This window comes from Limimaricola sp. G21655-S1 (assembly GCF_027213785.1).
Lineage (GTDB): Bacteria > Pseudomonadota > Alphaproteobacteria > Rhodobacterales > Rhodobacteraceae > Limimaricola.
The window spans coordinates 386,306-401,751 of the sequence record NZ_JAPWGO010000001.1 but is presented as its reverse complement, the minus strand read 5'-3'; the positions used below and the strand labels follow the sequence as shown (position 1 = coordinate 401,751).

The following is a 15,446-nucleotide window of genomic DNA, read 5'->3' as shown; positions in this document are numbered from 1 at the left end:
GCCGGTTCCGCGCGGGCCCGATTGCTACGCCGGGCGCGCGGGCGTATGAGGGGGGCCGATCGCAGACAGGAGTTCCCCGATGGCCAGCTACCAGTACGTCTATCACATGGACGGCGTCTCCAAGACCTATCCCGGCGGCAAGAAGACCTTCGAGAACATCCGGCTGAACTTCCTGCCCGGCGTGAAGATCGGCGTGGTCGGCGTCAACGGCGCGGGTAAGTCCACCCTGCTCAAGATCATGGCCGGGATCGACAAAGATTTTCAGGGCGAAGCCTGGGCCGCCGAGGGTGCCAAGGTCGGCTACCTTCCGCAGGAGCCGCAGCTCGACGAGACCAAGAACGTTCGTGAGAACGTGATGGAGGGCGTCGCCGCCAAGAAGGCCGTGCTCGACCGTTACAACGAACTCGCCATGAACTACTCGGACGAGACCGCCGAGGAGATGGCCAAGCTCCAAGACGACATCGACGCGCAGAACCTGTGGGATCTCGACGCGCAGATCGACGTCGCCATGGAGGCGCTGCGCTGCCCGCCGGACGACGCCGATGTCAGCACCCTCTCGGGCGGCGAGAAGCGCCGCGTGGCGCTGTGCAAGCTGCTGCTCGAAGCGCCCGACATGCTGCTCCTCGACGAACCGACTAACCACCTCGACGCCGAGACCATCGCCTGGCTGCAGAACCACCTGATCGAGTACAAGGGCACGATCCTCGTCGTCACCCACGACCGCTACTTCCTCGACGACATCACCGGCTGGATCCTCGAACTCGATCGCGGCCGGGGCATCCCCTACGAGGGCAACTACTCCTCCTGGCTGGAGCAGAAGGCCAAGCGGCTCGAGCAGGAGGCGCGCGAGGACAAGTCCAAGCAGAACACGCTGCAGCGCGAGCTGGAATGGATGCGGCAGGGCCAGAAGGCGCGCCAGGCCAAGTCCAAGGCCCGGATCGCGGCCTATGAGGAACTGGCGAGCCAGTCCGAGCGCGAGCGTGTCGGCAAGGCGCAGATCGTCATTCCCAACGGCCCGCGTCTCGGCGGCAAGGTGATCGAGGTCGAGGGGCTGAAGAAGGCGATGGGCGACAAGCTCCTGATCGAGGATCTCGACTTCTCGCTGCCGCCGGGCGGCATCGTCGGCGTGATCGGCCCGAACGGCGCCGGCAAATCGACCCTGTTCAAGATGCTCACCGGCCAGGAGCAGCCTGACGAGGGCAAGATCGAGTTCGGCGACACGGTGAAGCTGTCCTACGTGGATCAGAGCCGCGACGATCTGAGGCCCGACGAGACGGTCTGGGAGGCGATCTCCGGCGGCGCCGAGGTGATCGAGCTGGGCGATGCCTCGATGAACTCCCGCGCCTATTGCGGTGCCTTCAACTTCAAGGGCGGCGACCAGCAGAAGAAGGTGAGCCTGCTCTCGGGTGGCGAGCGCAACCGAGTCCACATGGCACGGCTGCTGAAGGATGGCGGCAACGTGCTGCTGCTCGACGAGCCGACCAACGACCTCGACGTGGAGACGCTGCGCGCGCTCGAAGACGCGCTGGTGGATTTCGCGGGCTGCGCCGTGGTCATCTCGCATGACCGCTTCTTCCTCGACCGGATCTGCACCCATATCCTCGCCTTCGAAGGCGAGGCGCATGTCGAGTGGTTCCAGGGCAACTTCGAGGATTACGAGGAGGACAAGAAGCGCCGCCTCGGGGCCGACGCCCTCGAGCCGAAGCGGGTGAAGTTCAAGAAGTTCACCCGCTGAGGCGATGCGGCGGGCCACGACCGCCGCGATCTTCGGAATTTCGAAAGGGCGGGGTCTGACCCCGCCCTTTTTCGTTCGTGCCGGAAATGATTCTCCAGCAATACGCCGTTTGGATTAGGCGCTTTCCCTGGATCGGGAGTGCGCATCGCCGGTCCGCGCTCCGCTCCGACCGATAGGCGGGTTTTGGCCATCCCATAAAGAAAACCGGATCAATCGGTTGGATCGCAAACGCCTTAGGCAGTCGTCGCAGGCAATGGAGCCAACGTGACGGTTTGAAGACAGTTTCTTCCCCGAGTGTTATCTTGATCTCAATTCACCGATTGGTGAAGATTTCCACATGCCTTCTCGGGGCATTTCCGACAGCAGCAGGGCTTCGCCCCGAACCAGACACACTCTCGCCGGATTCGCCTGAAAAGGTCGGGTCATATCGCAGGAGACGTTTTAATGGGCACGATCTTTATTCTCGCCGGAAGCCTCTTGGGTTTCGTCATCGCGATCCTCTCGGTGGGCTTTGGTCAGGTTTCCCTTCTTGCCGGGCTGGCGATCTGGATCATGTCCGGCCCGTTCTCGGCGCTCCTCTATCTCGGGCTGGTCCTGCCTGCCGGTCGCGCCCTGCACCGCAGCGCCCCCGGACGCCACCTCGCCTGAGCCTTCCGCGGCCGAAGCCGTTCCGCTTCGGCGCCTTGGAGCGGGGACAGGCCCTGCAGGGGCTATGGCGGCTGTTCCCGTCCTAACCGATCTCCCAGAGATCCTCGTCGGGGCATGACCCGAAGGCGATCCACGCGACCCGGACGCGCGCGATCCGGCTGTCCGCCCAGGTGCCCACCCGCAGCACGAAACCCGTCCGGTCGATATCCTCTGCCGTGACATCGATGCGGGCCCCGGCCGCGTTCGAGATATCCAGCATCGAGAACCCCACCTGCACCACCGGTGGCGTGGCGAAAGGCGTCCCGAAGGCGACGGCGCGGCGGATCTCGCGCGGTCCCTCCCCTGTCCACATCGGCCCGTCATTCTCGAAATCCGAAAAGGGGATCAGCTCCCCTTGGTCGATCGCGATCGTACCCTTGATGAAATGCGTCATGGCAGGCCCCGGCAGAATGTGAAAAGGCCCCGCCGAAGCGGGGCCCTATGGCGGAACGGTGGTTCCGATCAGAAGTTCGGCTGCTTCGGGTCGAGCCCGATATGCGTGCCGACGGCGACCATGTCGGCGAGAAGCTTCGCCGTGTCGTCCACCGGGCCGGGCTCGTTCTCGAACCTCGCCCGCGCGTCGCGATGCGCCGCGGCGAACTCCTCGACCATGCCTTCATAGACCTCCTGCGTGACCTCGCCGCGCGGCAGAGCGCGTTCGGCCAGCACGGAGACGCCATCGAAGCCGATCTCGGCGAAGCCGCCCGAGACCACGTAGTCGTCGGTCCCGCCCTGATGCACGACCTGCAGCAGGCCGGGACGCAGGGTGGTGATGGTGGGCGTGTGGCCCGCCATCGCCGTCAGGTCACCATCGGTGCCCGGAATGCGCACCTCGGTCGCCTGAACGGAAGCGAGCTTCCGTTCGGGGCTGACCAGGTCGAATTGCAGCGTGTCGGCCATGAAGCCCTCCTATCAGGCCGCCGCGGCGGCCATTTTCTCGGCCTTGGCCTTCACCTCGTCGATGCCGCCGACCATGTAGAAGGCCGATTCCGGCAGGTGGTCGTACTCGCCCGCGACGACCGCCTTGAACGAGGCGATGGTCTCCTCGAGCGGCACCTGAACGCCGTCGGAGCCGGTGAACACCTTCGCCACGTCGAAGGGCTGCGACAGGAAGCGCTGGATCTTGCGGGCGCGGGCCACGGTCAGCTTGTCCTCTTCCGACAGCTCGTCCATGCCGAGGATGGCGATGATGTCCTGGAGCGACTTGTAGCGCTGCAGGATGCCCTGCACGTCGCGCGCCACCTGGTAGTGCTCCTCGCCGACGACGGCGGGGTCCATCAGGCGCGAGGTCGAGTCGAGCGGGTCCACGGCCGGGTAGATGCCGAGCTCCGAGATCGCGCGGTTGAGAACCGTGGTCGCGTCGAGGTGCGCGAACGAGGTCGCCGGCGCCGGGTCGGTCAGGTCGTCGGCGGGCACGTAGATTGCCTGCACGGAGGTGATCGAGCCGTTCTTGGTCGAGGTGATCCGCTCCTGCAGCGCGCCCATGTCGGTCGCCAGCGTCGGCTGGTAGCCCACGGCCGAGGGGATGCGGCCCAGAAGCGCCGACACCTCGGAGCCCGCCTGGGTGAAGCGGAAGATGTTGTCGACGAAGAACAGCACGTCGGTGCCGGACTGGTCGCGGAACTGCTCGGCCAGCGTCAGGCCGGTCAGCGCGACGCGGGCACGGGCACCCGGCGGCTCGTTCATCTGGCCGTAGACCAGCGCCACCTGCGATTCACCCAGAGCGTCCGGCTTGATGACGTTGGATTCGATCATCTCGTGGTAGAGGTCGTTGCCCTCGCGGGTCCGCTCGCCCACGCCGGCGAACACGGAGTAGCCCGAGTGCACCTTCGCGATGTTGTTGATCAGCTCCATGATGAGCACGGTCTTGCCCACCCCGGCGCCGCCGAACAGGCCGATCTTGCCGCCCTTGGCGTAGGGGGCGAGCAGGTCGATCACCTTGATGCCGGTGACGAGGATCTCCGAGGAGGTCGACTGCTCGGCGAAGCTCGGCGCGTCGGCGTGGATCGGACGGGTCTCGGTCGCCTCGACCGGGCCCTTCTCGTCGATCGGCTCGCCGATGACGTTGAGGATGCGCCCCAGCGTCGCGTTGCCCACGGGCACCGAGATCGGCTTGCCGGTGTCGGTGACGGCCGCGCCGCGGACGAGGCCTTCGGTGGCGTCCATCGCGATGGTGCGGACCGTGTTCTCGCCGAGGTGCTGGGCCACTTCGAGAACCAGCTTCTTGCCGTTGTTTTCGGTGGTCAGGGCGTTGAGGATCTCCGGCAGGTGATCCCCGAACTGCACGTCCACGACGGCGCCGATGACCTGGGTCACTTTGCCTTGTGCTGCTGCCATGTGTTGTACTCCGGTTCTCTTTAGAGCGCCTCAGCGCCCGAAATGATTTCGATCAGCTCGTTGGTGATGACCGCCTGACGCGAGCGGTTGTACTCGATCGTCAGCTTGTCGATCATCTCGCCCGCGTTGCGGGTCGCGTTGTCCATCGCGCTCATCCGGGCGCCCTGTTCGGAGGCCGCGTTCTCGAGCAGCGCCGCGAAGATCTGCGTCGCCACGCCGCGCGGCAGCAGATCCGCGAGGATCTCCTCCTCGCCGGGCTCGTAATCGTAAAGCGCCGTGTCGGCCTCTTCCCCACCCTCGAAATGGGCCGGGATGATCTGCTGCTCGGTCGGGATCTGGGTGATCACGTTCTGGAACCGCGCATAGTAGATCGTCGCCACGTCGAACTCGTCCGCGTCGAAGCGGCCGAGCACGTCGCGGGCGATGTCCTGCGCGTTGGCATAGCCCACGCGCTTGACGTCGGTGAGGTCGACATGGCCGACGAAGTGCTGGCCATAGTCGCGGCGCAGCATCTCGCGGCCCTTCTTGCCGACGGTGAGGATCTTCACCGTCTTGCCCTGCGCCAGCAGCTCGCTGGCCCGGATCCGCGCCTTGCGCACGATCGAGCCGTTGAAGCCGCCGCAGAGCCCGCGCTCGGCGGTCATGACGACGAGCAGATGCACGTCCTCCTTGCCGGTGCCAGCAAGCAGGCGCGGCGCGCCGTCGGAGCCGCCCACGGAGGAGGCGAGCCCCGCCATCACGGCGTTGAACCGCTCGGCATAGGGGCGCGCCGCTTCGGCGGCGTCCTGGGCGCGACGGAGCTTCGCCGCCGCGACCATCTGCATCGCCTTGGTGATCTTGCGGGTCGATTTGACCGACGCGATCCGGTTCTTGAGGTCCTTCAGACTAGGCATCGGCCAGCCTCCCTAGTTCCGTGGCTGGTTTCAGGCGAAGTCCTTGGCGAAGGCGTCGAGCGCCTTGCGGATGCGGGCTTCCGCATCGCCCTTGATCTTCGGGTCCTCGTTGGTGATCCAGTCCAGCAGCTCCCGCTCGTTGCTACGCAGGTGCTTGAGCAGGCCCTGCTCGAAGCGGCCGACATCCTTGACCGCGATCTTGTCGAGGTAGCCCTGGGTGCCGGCGAAGATCACGCAGACGATCTCGGCGTTGGTCAGCGGCGAGTATTGCGGCTGCTTCATCAGCTCGGTCAGACGGGCGCCACGGTTCAGCAGCTGCTGGGTCGAGGCGTCGAGGTCGGAGCCGAACTGCGCGAAGGCGGCCATCTCGCGGTACTGCGCGAGCTCGAGCTTCACCGGGCCGGCGACCGACTTCATCGCGTTGGTCTGGGCCGAGGAGCCCACGCGCGACACCGAGAGGCCGGTGTTCACCGCCGGGCGGATGCCCTGGTAGAACAGTTCGGTCTCGAGGAAGATCTGGCCGTCGGTGATCGAGATCACGTTGGTCGGGATGAAGGCCGAGACGTCGCCGCCCTGGGTCTCGATGATCGGCAGCGCGGTCAGCGAACCGGCGCCGTGCTCTTCGTTGAGCTTGGCCGAACGCTCCAGCAGGCGCGAGTGGAGGTAGAACACGTCGCCCGGGTAGGCTTCGCGGCCCGGCGGGCGACGCAGCAGCAGCGACATCTGGCGATAAGACACGGCCTGCTTCGACAGGTCATCATAGATGATCAGCGCGTGCTTGCCGTTGTCGCGGAAATACTCGGCCATGGCGGTCGCGGCGTAGGGCGCTAGGAACTGCATCGGAGCCGGGTCGGAGGCGGTGGCGGCGACGACGATCGAGTACTCGATCGCACCGGTTTCCTCGAGCTTCTTCACCAGCTGCGCCACGGTCGAGCGCTTCTGGCCCACCGCGACGTAGATGCAGTAGAGCTTCTTGCTCTCGTCGGAGCCGGCAGCCTCGTTGTAGGTCTTCTGGTTCAGAACCGTGTCGAGCGCCACGGCGGTCTTGCCGGTCTGGCGGTCGCCGATGATCAGCTCGCGCTGGCCACGGCCGATCGGGATCATCGCGTCGACCGATTTCAGGCCGGTCGCCATCGGCTCGTGCACCGATTTGCGCGGGATGATGCCCGGCGCCTTGACGTCGGCGACGCGGCGCTCGGTCGAGTCGATCGGGCCCTTGCCGTCGAGCGGGTTGCCGAGGCCGTCCACGACGCGGCCCAGCAGGCCCATGCCGGCGGGAACGTCCACGATCGAGTTGGTGCGCTTGACGACGTCGCCTTCGCGGATGTCGCGGTCCGAGCCGAAGATCACGCAGCCGACATTGTCGCTCTCGAGGTTGAGCGCCATGCCCTGGATGCCGCCCGGGAACTCGACCATCTCGCCGGCCTGGACGTTGTCGAGGCCGTGGACGCGGGCGATGCCGTCACCGACGGAGAGCACGCGACCGACCTCGGCGACCTCGGCCTCCTGGCCGAAATTCTTGATCTGGTCCTTCAGGATCGCGGAGATTTCCGCAGCTTGGATCGCCATTATCCGACCTCTTTCATGGTGTTCTGGAGTGCCTGGAGCTTCGAGCGGATCGAGGTGTCGATCATCTTCGAGCCCAGCTTGACGACGAGACCGCCGATGAGGCTTTCATCCACGGTCTGATTGATCTTCACCTCGCGGCCCGCGCTCTCCTTGAGCGCGGCGGCCAGCGCGGTCTTCTGCTTATCGGACAGCGCCTTGGCGGTGGTGACGTCGGCGGTCACCTCGCCGCGCGCCTCCGCGAGCTTCTCGTCGAGCGCGCGCAGCATCTGCGGCAGCACGAAGAGCCGGCGCTTGGAGGCCATCAGCCCCAGCACGTTGGTGGTGGTCTGGGTCAGCCCCATCTTCGCGGCGATCGCGGCGATGGCCCGGCCCTGGTCGTCGCGCGAATAGATCGGCGAGGAGATCAGGTCGCGGAACTCCGCGCTTTCGGACAGCGCGGCCCGCAGCGCGTCGACATCCGACGTCAGGGCGGTGAGGTCGTCGCCCTCCCGCGCCAGGTCGAACACGGCCGTGGCATAGCGTTGCGCGATGCCGGTTGAGATCGATGCTGGTTCGGACACGTCCACCCTTCCGCAGTCTTGGGCCCGGCGATCCCGCGCCGAAAAAAATGGCGACGGTCGGGCAGCTTGCATGGCCCCCGCGCGGGCGAAGGCCGTCAAAATCAGGGGCGATGTAGCAGAGCGCCCGGGGTGTCGCAACCGCCTTGAAGCCCCCTCGGACGCCGCCGTGCCCCATGGTCACAGGAGGTCCGGGGGTGCGACCATTTGCCCGTCCGGCGAATGCCCCCCGGTCGGTCCGGTTGTCGGGCTAGTTGCGACGCGACGGCTCGGGCACCGGGGCGCCGATCCCTTCGAGCACCCGCAGCGGCCGCTTGACCGCCGAGGTCAGCCCCGGCCGCGTCGGCGCCGCGACCTGCTTGGAGGCCTCGACCATCAGCACGCCGCCGGTGTTGAACACCGGCATGTAGCGCCCCGCCTTTTCGAGGAGGGCCGCCGAGCGGCGCCAGCCGCGGCGCAGGCTCGGCGGCCGGTAGAGCGCCGAGATCGCCTTCTCGGTCTCGAAGCGGTGCGCCTTGAGCTGCGCCTCGAGCTGACCCAGCGAATAGGGCCGGCCATAGCCGAAGGGGGTGGCGTCGGAGCGCGACCAGAGCCCGGCGCGGTTCGGCACGATGAACACCGCCCTGCCCCCCGGCCCGAGGGTGCGCCAGCATTCCTCCAGCAGCGCGCTGGCATGCTCGGAGGTCTCGAGCCCGTGCATCAGCACCAGCCGATCCACCTGTCCGGTGCGCAGCGGCCAGAGCGTCTCCTCGCACAGCACCGAGACGTTGGGCTGGCCCGCCGGCCACGGCATCACGCCCTGCGGCCCCGGCATCAGCCCGATCACCCGCCGCGCATCCGGCAGGTAGGGGCGCAGCAGGGGCACCGCGAAGCCGTAGCCCACCACGGTCTGGCCCTGCACGTGGGAGGCGGGCCACCACTCGACAAGCTGGTCGCGGATCACCTTCTGCGCCGCGCGGCCAAGCGCGCTGCGATAGTAGAAGTTGCGCAGGTCGAGAACGTCCAGATGCATTGCGGGCCGGCGGTCCTTGGTCCAGAATTTGCGAGCCGGTGGCGGAGGCCGGTCTAGGTCCGGGACCACCATAGCAAGCAAATCACGGGTGCCGCCATGCCTCTCGAACTTCTCACCGTTCCGTGCCTCTCCGACAACTATGCCTTCCTGCTGCACGATGCCGGGACCGGCCGCACCGCGCTGGTCGACGCACCGGAGGCCGCGCCGATCCGACGCGCGCTCGACGCGCATGGCTGGAAGCTCTCGGACATCCTGCTCACGCATCACCATGACGATCACGTGGCCGGGGTGGCCGAGCTGCGCGACGGCGCGCGGGTGATCGGGGCCCGGGCCGATGCGCACCGCCTGCCGCCGCTCGATCTCGAGGTCGCGCCGGGCGATCCGCTCGAGGTGCTGGGCGTGAAGGTCGAGGTGATCGACGTGCCGGGCCACACGCTGGGCCACGTCGCCTTCCACTTCCCGCAGGACCACATGGCCTTCACCGCCGACAGCCTGATGGCGCTGGGCTGCGGCCGGCTGTTCGAGGGCACGGCCGATCAGATGTGGGATTCCCTGCGCAAGCTGCGCGACCTGCCGGGACAGACGCTGATCTGCTCGGGCCATGAATACACCGAGACCAACGCACGCTTCGCCCTGACGATCGAGCCCGACAACCAGGCCCTGCGCGACCGCGCCGCGGCGATCGCCCGCGCCCGCGCCGAGGGCCGCCCCACCGTGCCCTCGCATCTTTCCGAGGAACGCGCGACCAACCCGTTCCTGCGCGCCGATATGCCCGAGCTGCAGCGCGCCGCCGGGCTTGAAGGCCACAGCGCAGCGCAGGTGTTTGCGGAGATCAGAAGCAGAAAGGACCGCTTCTGAATCCTTCCGAGGCGGTTGTGCAACGGAACGCGGGCCTTTGGCATGCAAAGAACACAGCTGCGTTACGTCGTACGGTCAGGACGGGGGTTTTTGCGAGTTTTAACTTGAAGCGCGGCCGATAAACCCGATCTTTAACTACAGAGGCCACGGTCAGGGCGGGGCTATCTCCGCCCGGACCCCCGATCAGAGGAGCACATCACCGTGCCGTCTTTTTCGACCACTCTCGAGCAGTCCATCCACGCGGCGCTGGCTCTGGCCAATGCCCGCCGCCATGAACTCGCGACCCTCGAGCACCTCCTGCTGGCCCTGATCGAGGAACCCGACGCCGCCCGTGTGATGCGGGCCTGCGCCGTCGATCTGGACGAGCTGCGCAAGTCGCTCGAGGATTTCATCGAGGATGATCTGTCCACCCTCGTCACCGATGTCGACGGCTCCGAGGCCGTGCCGACCGCCGCGTTCCAGCGCGTGATCCAGCGTGCCGCGATCCATGTCCAGTCCTCGGGCCGCACCGAGGTCACCGGTGCCAACGTGCTCGTCGCGATCTTCGCCGAGCGCGAGAGCAACGCCGCATACTTCCTGCAGGAGCAGGACATGACCCGCTACGACGCGGTCAACTTCATCGCGCATGGCCAGGCAAAGGACCCCGCCTTCGGCGAGAGCCGGCCGGTGACCGGCGCCGCCGAGAAGGACGAGGAGACCGCCTCTTCCTCGACCGGCGCCGCGGGCGAGGAGAAGGATTCGGCGCTCGCCAAGTACTGCGTCGATCTCAACGCCAAGTCGCGCAAGGGCGATGTCGATCCGCTGATCGGTCGCGAACACGAGGTCGAGCGCTGCATCCAGGTGCTCTGCCGCCGCCGCAAGAACAACCCGCTGCTGGTGGGCGATCCGGGCGTCGGCAAGACCGCCATCGCCGAGGGTCTCGCCTGGAAGATCGTCGAGGGCGCGGTGCCCGAGGTGCTCAGCCACGCCACGATCTACTCGCTCGACATGGGCGCGCTGCTCGCCGGCACCCGCTACCGCGGCGATTTCGAGGAGCGGCTGAAGGCGGTGATGACCGAGATGGAGAACCACCCCGACGCGGTGCTGTTCATCGACGAGATCCACACCGTGATCGGCGCCGGCGCCACCTCTGGCGGCGCGATGGACGCCTCCAACCTGCTCAAGCCCGCGCTGCAGGGCGGCAAGCTGCGCTGCATGGGCTCGACCACCTACAAGGAGTTCCGCCAGCACTTCGAGAAGGACCGCGCGCTGTCGCGCCGGTTCCAGAAGATCGACGTGAACGAGCCCTCGGTCGAGGATGCGGTGAAGATCCTCAAGGGGCTGAAGCCCTATTTCGAGGATCACCACCAGATCAAGTACACCGCCGAGGCGATCAAGACCGCGGTGGAGCTGTCGGCGCGCTACATCAACGACCGCAAGCTGCCCGACAAGGCGATCGACGTGATCGACGAGGCCGGCGCGGCGCAGCATCTCGTGACCGAGAGCAAGCGGCGCAAGACCATCGGTGCCAAGGAGATCGAGGCGGTGATCGCGAAGATCGCCCGCATTCCGCCCAAGAACGTCTCCAAGGACGACGCCGAGGTGCTCAAGGATCTGGAGCCGACGCTCAAGCGGGTGGTGTTCGGTCAGGACGACGCGATCACCGCGCTCAGCTCGGCGATCAAGCTGGCCCGGGCCGGTCTGCGCGAGCCCGAGAAGCCGATCGGCAACTACCTCTTCGCCGGTCCCACCGGCGTCGGCAAGACCGAGGTGGCCAAGCAGCTCGCCTCGACGTTGGGCGTTGAGATGCTGCGCTTCGACATGTCCGAGTACATGGAGAAGCACGCGGTGAGCCGTCTGATCGGCGCGCCTCCAGGCTATGTCGGCTTCGACCAGGGCGGCCTGCTGACCGACGGTGTCGACCAGCACCCGCATTGCGTGCTGCTGCTCGACGAGATCGAGAAGGCGCATCCGGACGTGTTCAACATCCTGTTGCAGGTGATGGACCACGGCAAGCTGACCGACCACAACGGCCGGGCGGTGGATTTCCGGAACGTGATCCTGATCATGACCTCGAACGCCGGCGCGGCCGAACAGGCCAAGGAAGCGATCGGCTTCGGGCGGGCGCGGCGCGAGGGCGAGGACACGGCCGCGATCGAGCGGACCTTCACACCCGAGTTCCGCAACCGTCTCGACGCGGTCATCTCCTTCGCGCCGCTGGCGCCGGAGACGATCCTGTCGGTGGTCGAGAAGTTCGTGCTGCAGCTCGAGGCGCAGCTGATGGACCGCAACGTCCATATCGAGCTGACCCGCGAGGCCGGCGAATGGCTGGCCGAGAAGGGCTACGACTCCAAGATGGGTGCCCGCCCGCTGGGCCGGGTGATCCAGGAGCACATCAAGAAGCCGCTCGCCGAAGAGTTGCTGTTCGGCCAGCTGACCAAGGGCGGCATCGTCCGGGTCGGCGTCAAGGACGACAAGATTGAACTGCTGTTCGAGCAGCCCGGCACCAAGCGGCTCTCCGGCAACCGCCCGCCGCTGCTCACCGCCGACTGAGCCGGCCCATGACATGACACCACGCCGCGCGGCCCCTCGGGGCCGCGCGTTGCGTATTCGCCCTCCCCCACTCCGCTCTGGATTCGCCGCGCGACCTGCCGCACTCTCGGGCCGGTTGCAGCCCGCCGCCGCAGGAGTGTTCCATGTTCCGTCTCGTTTTTGTCCCGGCCATCTCTTTCCTATTGGCCATTCCGCCTCTCGTCGTCGCGGCGCAGGAGGAGGACTTCCGCCTTGCCCTGCCGATCGACTGCACCCCCGGCGAAGACTGCGTGGTGCAGAACTACGTCGATTCCGATCCGGGGCCGGGCGTGGCGGATTTCAGCTGCGGCCCGTTGAGCTATGACGGCCACAAGGGCACGGATTTCCGCCTCGCCACCATCGCCCGGCAGGGCGAGGGCGTCGACGTACTGGCCGCGGCACCCGGCGTGGTGCAGGGAACCCGCAACAACATGCCCGACATCCTGCAGGGCTGGGACGGCGCACCCGATCTCGGCGGGCGCGACTGCGGCAACGGTCTCGTCATCGATCACGGCGATGGCTGGGAGACGCAATATTGCCACATGGCACGAGGGTCTGTCGCGGTCTCTCCGGGAGACCGGGTCGAGACGGGCGACCGGCTGGGGCTGGTGGGCCTGTCGGGCCAGAGCCAGTTTCCACATCTGCACATCTCGGTCCGCCGCAACGGCGAGGTGGTCGATCCCTTCGACCCCGAGGGCCGCGCCGAATGCGGTGCCGCGCCGACGCAGACCCTCTGGGCCGAACCGCTGGGCTACGTGCCGGGTGGGCTGCTCGATGCCGGCACGGCGCCGGGCGTTCCGGAATGGGAGGCGGTACAGTCGGGCACCGCGAACGGTGAGATCGGTTCCGACACGCCGCTGGTGCTCTGGGGTTTCGTCTTCGGCGCGCGCGAGGGCGACCGGCTGCGGCTTGCGATCGAGGGACCGCAGGGCGAGGTGATCGACGAGGAGATGCCGCTCGACCGGACCCAAGCGCAACTGTTCCGGGCCGCCGGACTGCGCGCACCCGAGGGCGGCTGGCCCGATGGCCGCTATGAGGGCCGGGTCACCCTGCTGCGCGGCGACCGGGTTCTGGGCGAGCAGGTGGTGCCGATCGAGATCGGCAGCTGAGCCTCAGCGTTCGGTCAGCTTCAGCTCGATCCGCCGGTTGCGGGCCCGGGCCTCGGGCGTGTCGCGCGGATCGAGCGGCTGGTATTCGCCGAAGCCGTTGGCGGCGAGGCGTTGCGGCGGAATGCCCTCCTCCTCGCTCATATAGCGCACGACCGACAGCGCGCGGGCCTGGCTCAGCTCCCAGTTGTCGGCGTAGCGGCCGCCCCTGATCGGGATGTCGTCGGTATGACCGTCGACGCGGATCACCCAGTCGATACCTTCGGGAATCTCGGCGGCGATCCGGCGCAGCAGGGCCGCGACCTTGGCGATCTCCTGTTCGCCCTCGTCCGACAGGGTCGCCTCGCCCCGCCCGAACAGCACCTCGGAGGAGAAGACGAAGCGGTCGCCTTCGATCCGCACGCCTTCCTCGCCCTCGAGCATGCCGCGCAGCTCGCCGAAGAAATCCGAGCGGTAGCGTTCGAGGTCCTCGGCCTCGGCGGCGAGGCGCGCCGCCTCCTCCTCGAGCCGCTGGCGCTCTTCCTCCTCCAACTCTCGGCGGCGGCGCTCCTCGGCGGCGGCGCGGGCCAGCGCGGTGTTGAGCTGTCGGCCCAGATCCTCGATCTCGGCCTCGGCCACGGCGCTGGTCGTCTCGGCCTGCCCCAGCAGCGACCGCAGCTCGGCCACGTCGTCGCGCAGCGCCGCGACCTGCGCATTCAGCGCCGCCATGCGCCGCTGCGCCTCGGCGGTGGCGCTTTCCTCGTCGGCCAGCGCCGCGCGGGCCGTGGCCAGAAGGGCGGCGCGACGCTCCGCCTCGCTGGCCTCGGCCTCGGCCCGTTCCTGCGTGGTCTCCAGATCGGCCAGCGCGCGCGCGAGCCGGGATTCGAGCTCGGCCCGCTCCTGCTCGGTTTCGCTGCGGTCCTGCGACAGGGTCTCGGCCCGGGCCTCGGCGGCTTCTCGTGCCGCCAGCGCCTCGGCCAGACGGTCGGCCAGATCGGCGCGGCCGCGTTCGGCCTCGGCCCCTGCCGCGCGCGCCGCCTCGGCCTCGGCCCGCGCGGCGTCGCGGTCGAGGACCGCCGCCGCCAGCCGCGCCGAGAGTTCGGCCTCGGTGGTCTCGCCCGCCTCGAGCGCCGCCGCAAGCTCGGCGCGCACCGCTTCGAGATCGGCCTCTCCGGCCTCTCGCGCGGCCAGCGCCGCGGCGAGGCGGCTCGACAGATCCTCGCTCTCGGTCTGCGCCTGCGCCAGCGCCGCGCGGGCCGCCTCCAGATCGGCCTCGGTTTCCTCGGCGATATCCAGCGCGGCAGCCAGGCGCGCGTCGAGCCCCTCGCCCTCGCGCAGCGCCCGGGTCAGGGCGTTCTGGCTTTCCTGCCGCGCCAGCACCGCCTCGGCCAGGGCCCGGTCGAGATCGTCGCGCGCGGCCTCGGCGGCGGCGAGAAGCGTCAACGTCTCTTCGGCCTCGCGCCGCTTCTCCTCCAGCGCCAGCGTCATCACCGACAGCTCGGCATCCGCGTCCTGCAGCCGCGCCCGCAGCCGTTCGGCGGCGGCGGCGTCGGCAAGGCGCTCGGCCTCCAGTTCCGAGATCCGCTCCGCATCCGCGGCCCGTTCGTTCTCGAGCCCGGCGATGGTTTCCGCGTCCTGCGCCGCCTCCGTCTCCAGATCGGCGACGAGCGCCTCGAGCGCCTCGCGCCGGGCCGCGGACAGCCGTGCCGCCTCGGCCTGCGCGTCGATCTCCTCGCGCGCGGTGGCAAGCGCCGTCTCGGCCTCGCCCGACCGGTCGCGCTCGGCCGCGAGATCCTGCTCCAGCCCGGCGATGCGGTCGCGCGCCTCGGCCCGTTCGGTGGTCAGGCGCGCGATCCGGTCGGATTGCGCCTCGGCCCGGGCGCGCGCCTGCGCCAGCTGCTCGCCGAGGCTGCCGATCTCGCTTTCGAGTTCGGCGCCACGGCTCCGTTCCAGTCCCAGCGCGCTGCTCAGCCGTTCGACCTCGGCGCCCAGCGTGTCGAGCTCGCTCGCCTGCCCGGTGATCGTGTCGCGCAGTACGAACTGCACCACCGTGAAGATCGTCAGCACGAACATCAGCACCAGCAGCAGGCCGGTCATCGCATCGACGAAGCCGGGCCAGATCGAGGCCTGGAAGCGGTTGGCGTGGCGGCGCTTGAGCCCCAT

The 15,446-nt window shown here is 68.1% G+C and carries 13 protein-coding genes; 5 read left to right on the top strand and 8 right to left on the bottom strand.

Translation table 11 applies throughout. The features are described 5' to 3' along the window. Nucleotides 1–79 precede the first annotated feature (79 nt). Together ettA and O4G76_RS02040 are read left to right on the top strand one after the other, a co-directional pair. The gene (gene ettA / locus O4G76_RS02045) at nucleotides 80–1,735 is read left to right on the top strand and encodes an energy-dependent translational throttle protein EttA (RefSeq protein WP_269395744.1); all 1,656 of its coding nucleotides are present in this window, start codon (nucleotides 80–82) and stop codon (nucleotides 1,733–1,735) included. 444 nt (nucleotides 1,736–2,179) lie between these two features. After that, entirely contained in the window at nucleotides 2,180–2,383 is a 204-nt protein-coding gene (locus O4G76_RS02040) for a hypothetical protein (protein WP_269395743.1), read from the top strand. An 82-nt stretch (nucleotides 2,384–2,465) separates the two neighbouring features. Here O4G76_RS02040 and O4G76_RS02035 read toward each other — a convergent pair whose 3' ends face one another. The 7 genes from O4G76_RS02035 to O4G76_RS02005 form a co-directional block, all read right to left on the bottom strand. Then, nucleotides 2,466–2,816 (bottom strand): H-type lectin domain-containing protein, encoded by a 351-nt coding sequence (locus tag O4G76_RS02035; RefSeq protein WP_269395742.1) that lies wholly within the window; start codon nucleotides 2,814–2,816, stop codon nucleotides 2,466–2,468. A gap of 68 nt (nucleotides 2,817–2,884) precedes the next feature. Further along, nucleotides 2,885–3,322: a F0F1 ATP synthase subunit epsilon gene (locus tag O4G76_RS02030; RefSeq protein WP_085896140.1), complete on the bottom strand. Its 438-nt coding sequence runs from the start codon at nucleotides 3,320–3,322 to the stop codon at nucleotides 2,885–2,887. 12 nt (nucleotides 3,323–3,334) lie between these two features. Next, nucleotides 3,335–4,759, bottom strand: coding sequence for a F0F1 ATP synthase subunit beta (gene atpD, locus O4G76_RS02025; protein ID WP_269395741.1), 1,425 nt, complete (start codon nucleotides 4,757–4,759; stop codon nucleotides 3,335–3,337). Between the two features lie 20 nt (nucleotides 4,760–4,779). Continuing rightward, nucleotides 4,780–5,652: a F0F1 ATP synthase subunit gamma gene (locus O4G76_RS02020; RefSeq protein ID WP_269395740.1), complete on the bottom strand. Its 873-nt coding sequence runs from the start codon at nucleotides 5,650–5,652 to the stop codon at nucleotides 4,780–4,782. A gap of 30 nt (nucleotides 5,653–5,682) precedes the next feature. Beyond that, on the bottom strand, nucleotides 5,683–7,221 hold the full coding sequence (atpA, locus tag O4G76_RS02015) for a F0F1 ATP synthase subunit alpha (protein ID WP_269395739.1): 1,539 nt from the start codon (nucleotides 7,219–7,221) through the stop codon (nucleotides 5,683–5,685). Then, on the bottom strand, nucleotides 7,221–7,787 hold the full coding sequence (locus O4G76_RS02010) for a F0F1 ATP synthase subunit delta (protein ID WP_269395738.1): 567 nt from the start codon (nucleotides 7,785–7,787) through the stop codon (nucleotides 7,221–7,223). The genes atpA and O4G76_RS02010 overlap by 1 nt, the downstream gene beginning before the upstream one ends. A gap of 241 nt (nucleotides 7,788–8,028) precedes the next feature. Then, nucleotides 8,029–8,790, bottom strand: a complete 762-nt coding sequence (locus tag O4G76_RS02005; RefSeq protein ID WP_085896145.1) for a methyltransferase domain-containing protein — start codon at nucleotides 8,788–8,790, stop codon at nucleotides 8,029–8,031. Nucleotides 8,791–8,886: 96 nt separating this feature from the next. On the opposite strand from O4G76_RS02005, the gene gloB reads away from it, so the two are divergent. The 3 genes from gloB (at nucleotide 8,887) to O4G76_RS01990 (ending at nucleotide 13,307) form a co-directional block, all read left to right on the top strand. Continuing rightward, on the top strand, nucleotides 8,887–9,648 hold the full coding sequence (gene gloB / locus O4G76_RS02000; protein WP_269395737.1) for a hydroxyacylglutathione hydrolase: 762 nt from the start codon (nucleotides 8,887–8,889) through the stop codon (nucleotides 9,646–9,648). Between the two features lie 201 nt (nucleotides 9,649–9,849). Further along, nucleotides 9,850–12,180 (top strand): ATP-dependent Clp protease ATP-binding subunit ClpA, encoded by a 2,331-nt coding sequence (gene clpA, locus O4G76_RS01995; protein ID WP_269395736.1) that lies wholly within the window; start codon nucleotides 9,850–9,852, stop codon nucleotides 12,178–12,180. A 143-nt stretch (nucleotides 12,181–12,323) separates the two neighbouring features. Then, a complete protein-coding gene (locus tag O4G76_RS01990; RefSeq protein ID WP_269395735.1) occupies nucleotides 12,324–13,307 on the top strand; it encodes a M23 family metallopeptidase in 984 nt (327 codons plus the stop codon). Nucleotides 13,308–13,310: 3 nt separating this feature from the next. Here the strand turns inward: O4G76_RS01990 and O4G76_RS01985 are convergent, their stop codons facing one another. Then, nucleotides 13,311–15,446 carry a peptidoglycan -binding protein gene (locus O4G76_RS01985; RefSeq protein WP_269395734.1) on the bottom strand — a complete coding sequence of 712 codons (2,136 nt, stop codon included), beginning with the start codon at nucleotides 15,444–15,446 and terminating at the stop codon, nucleotides 13,311–13,313.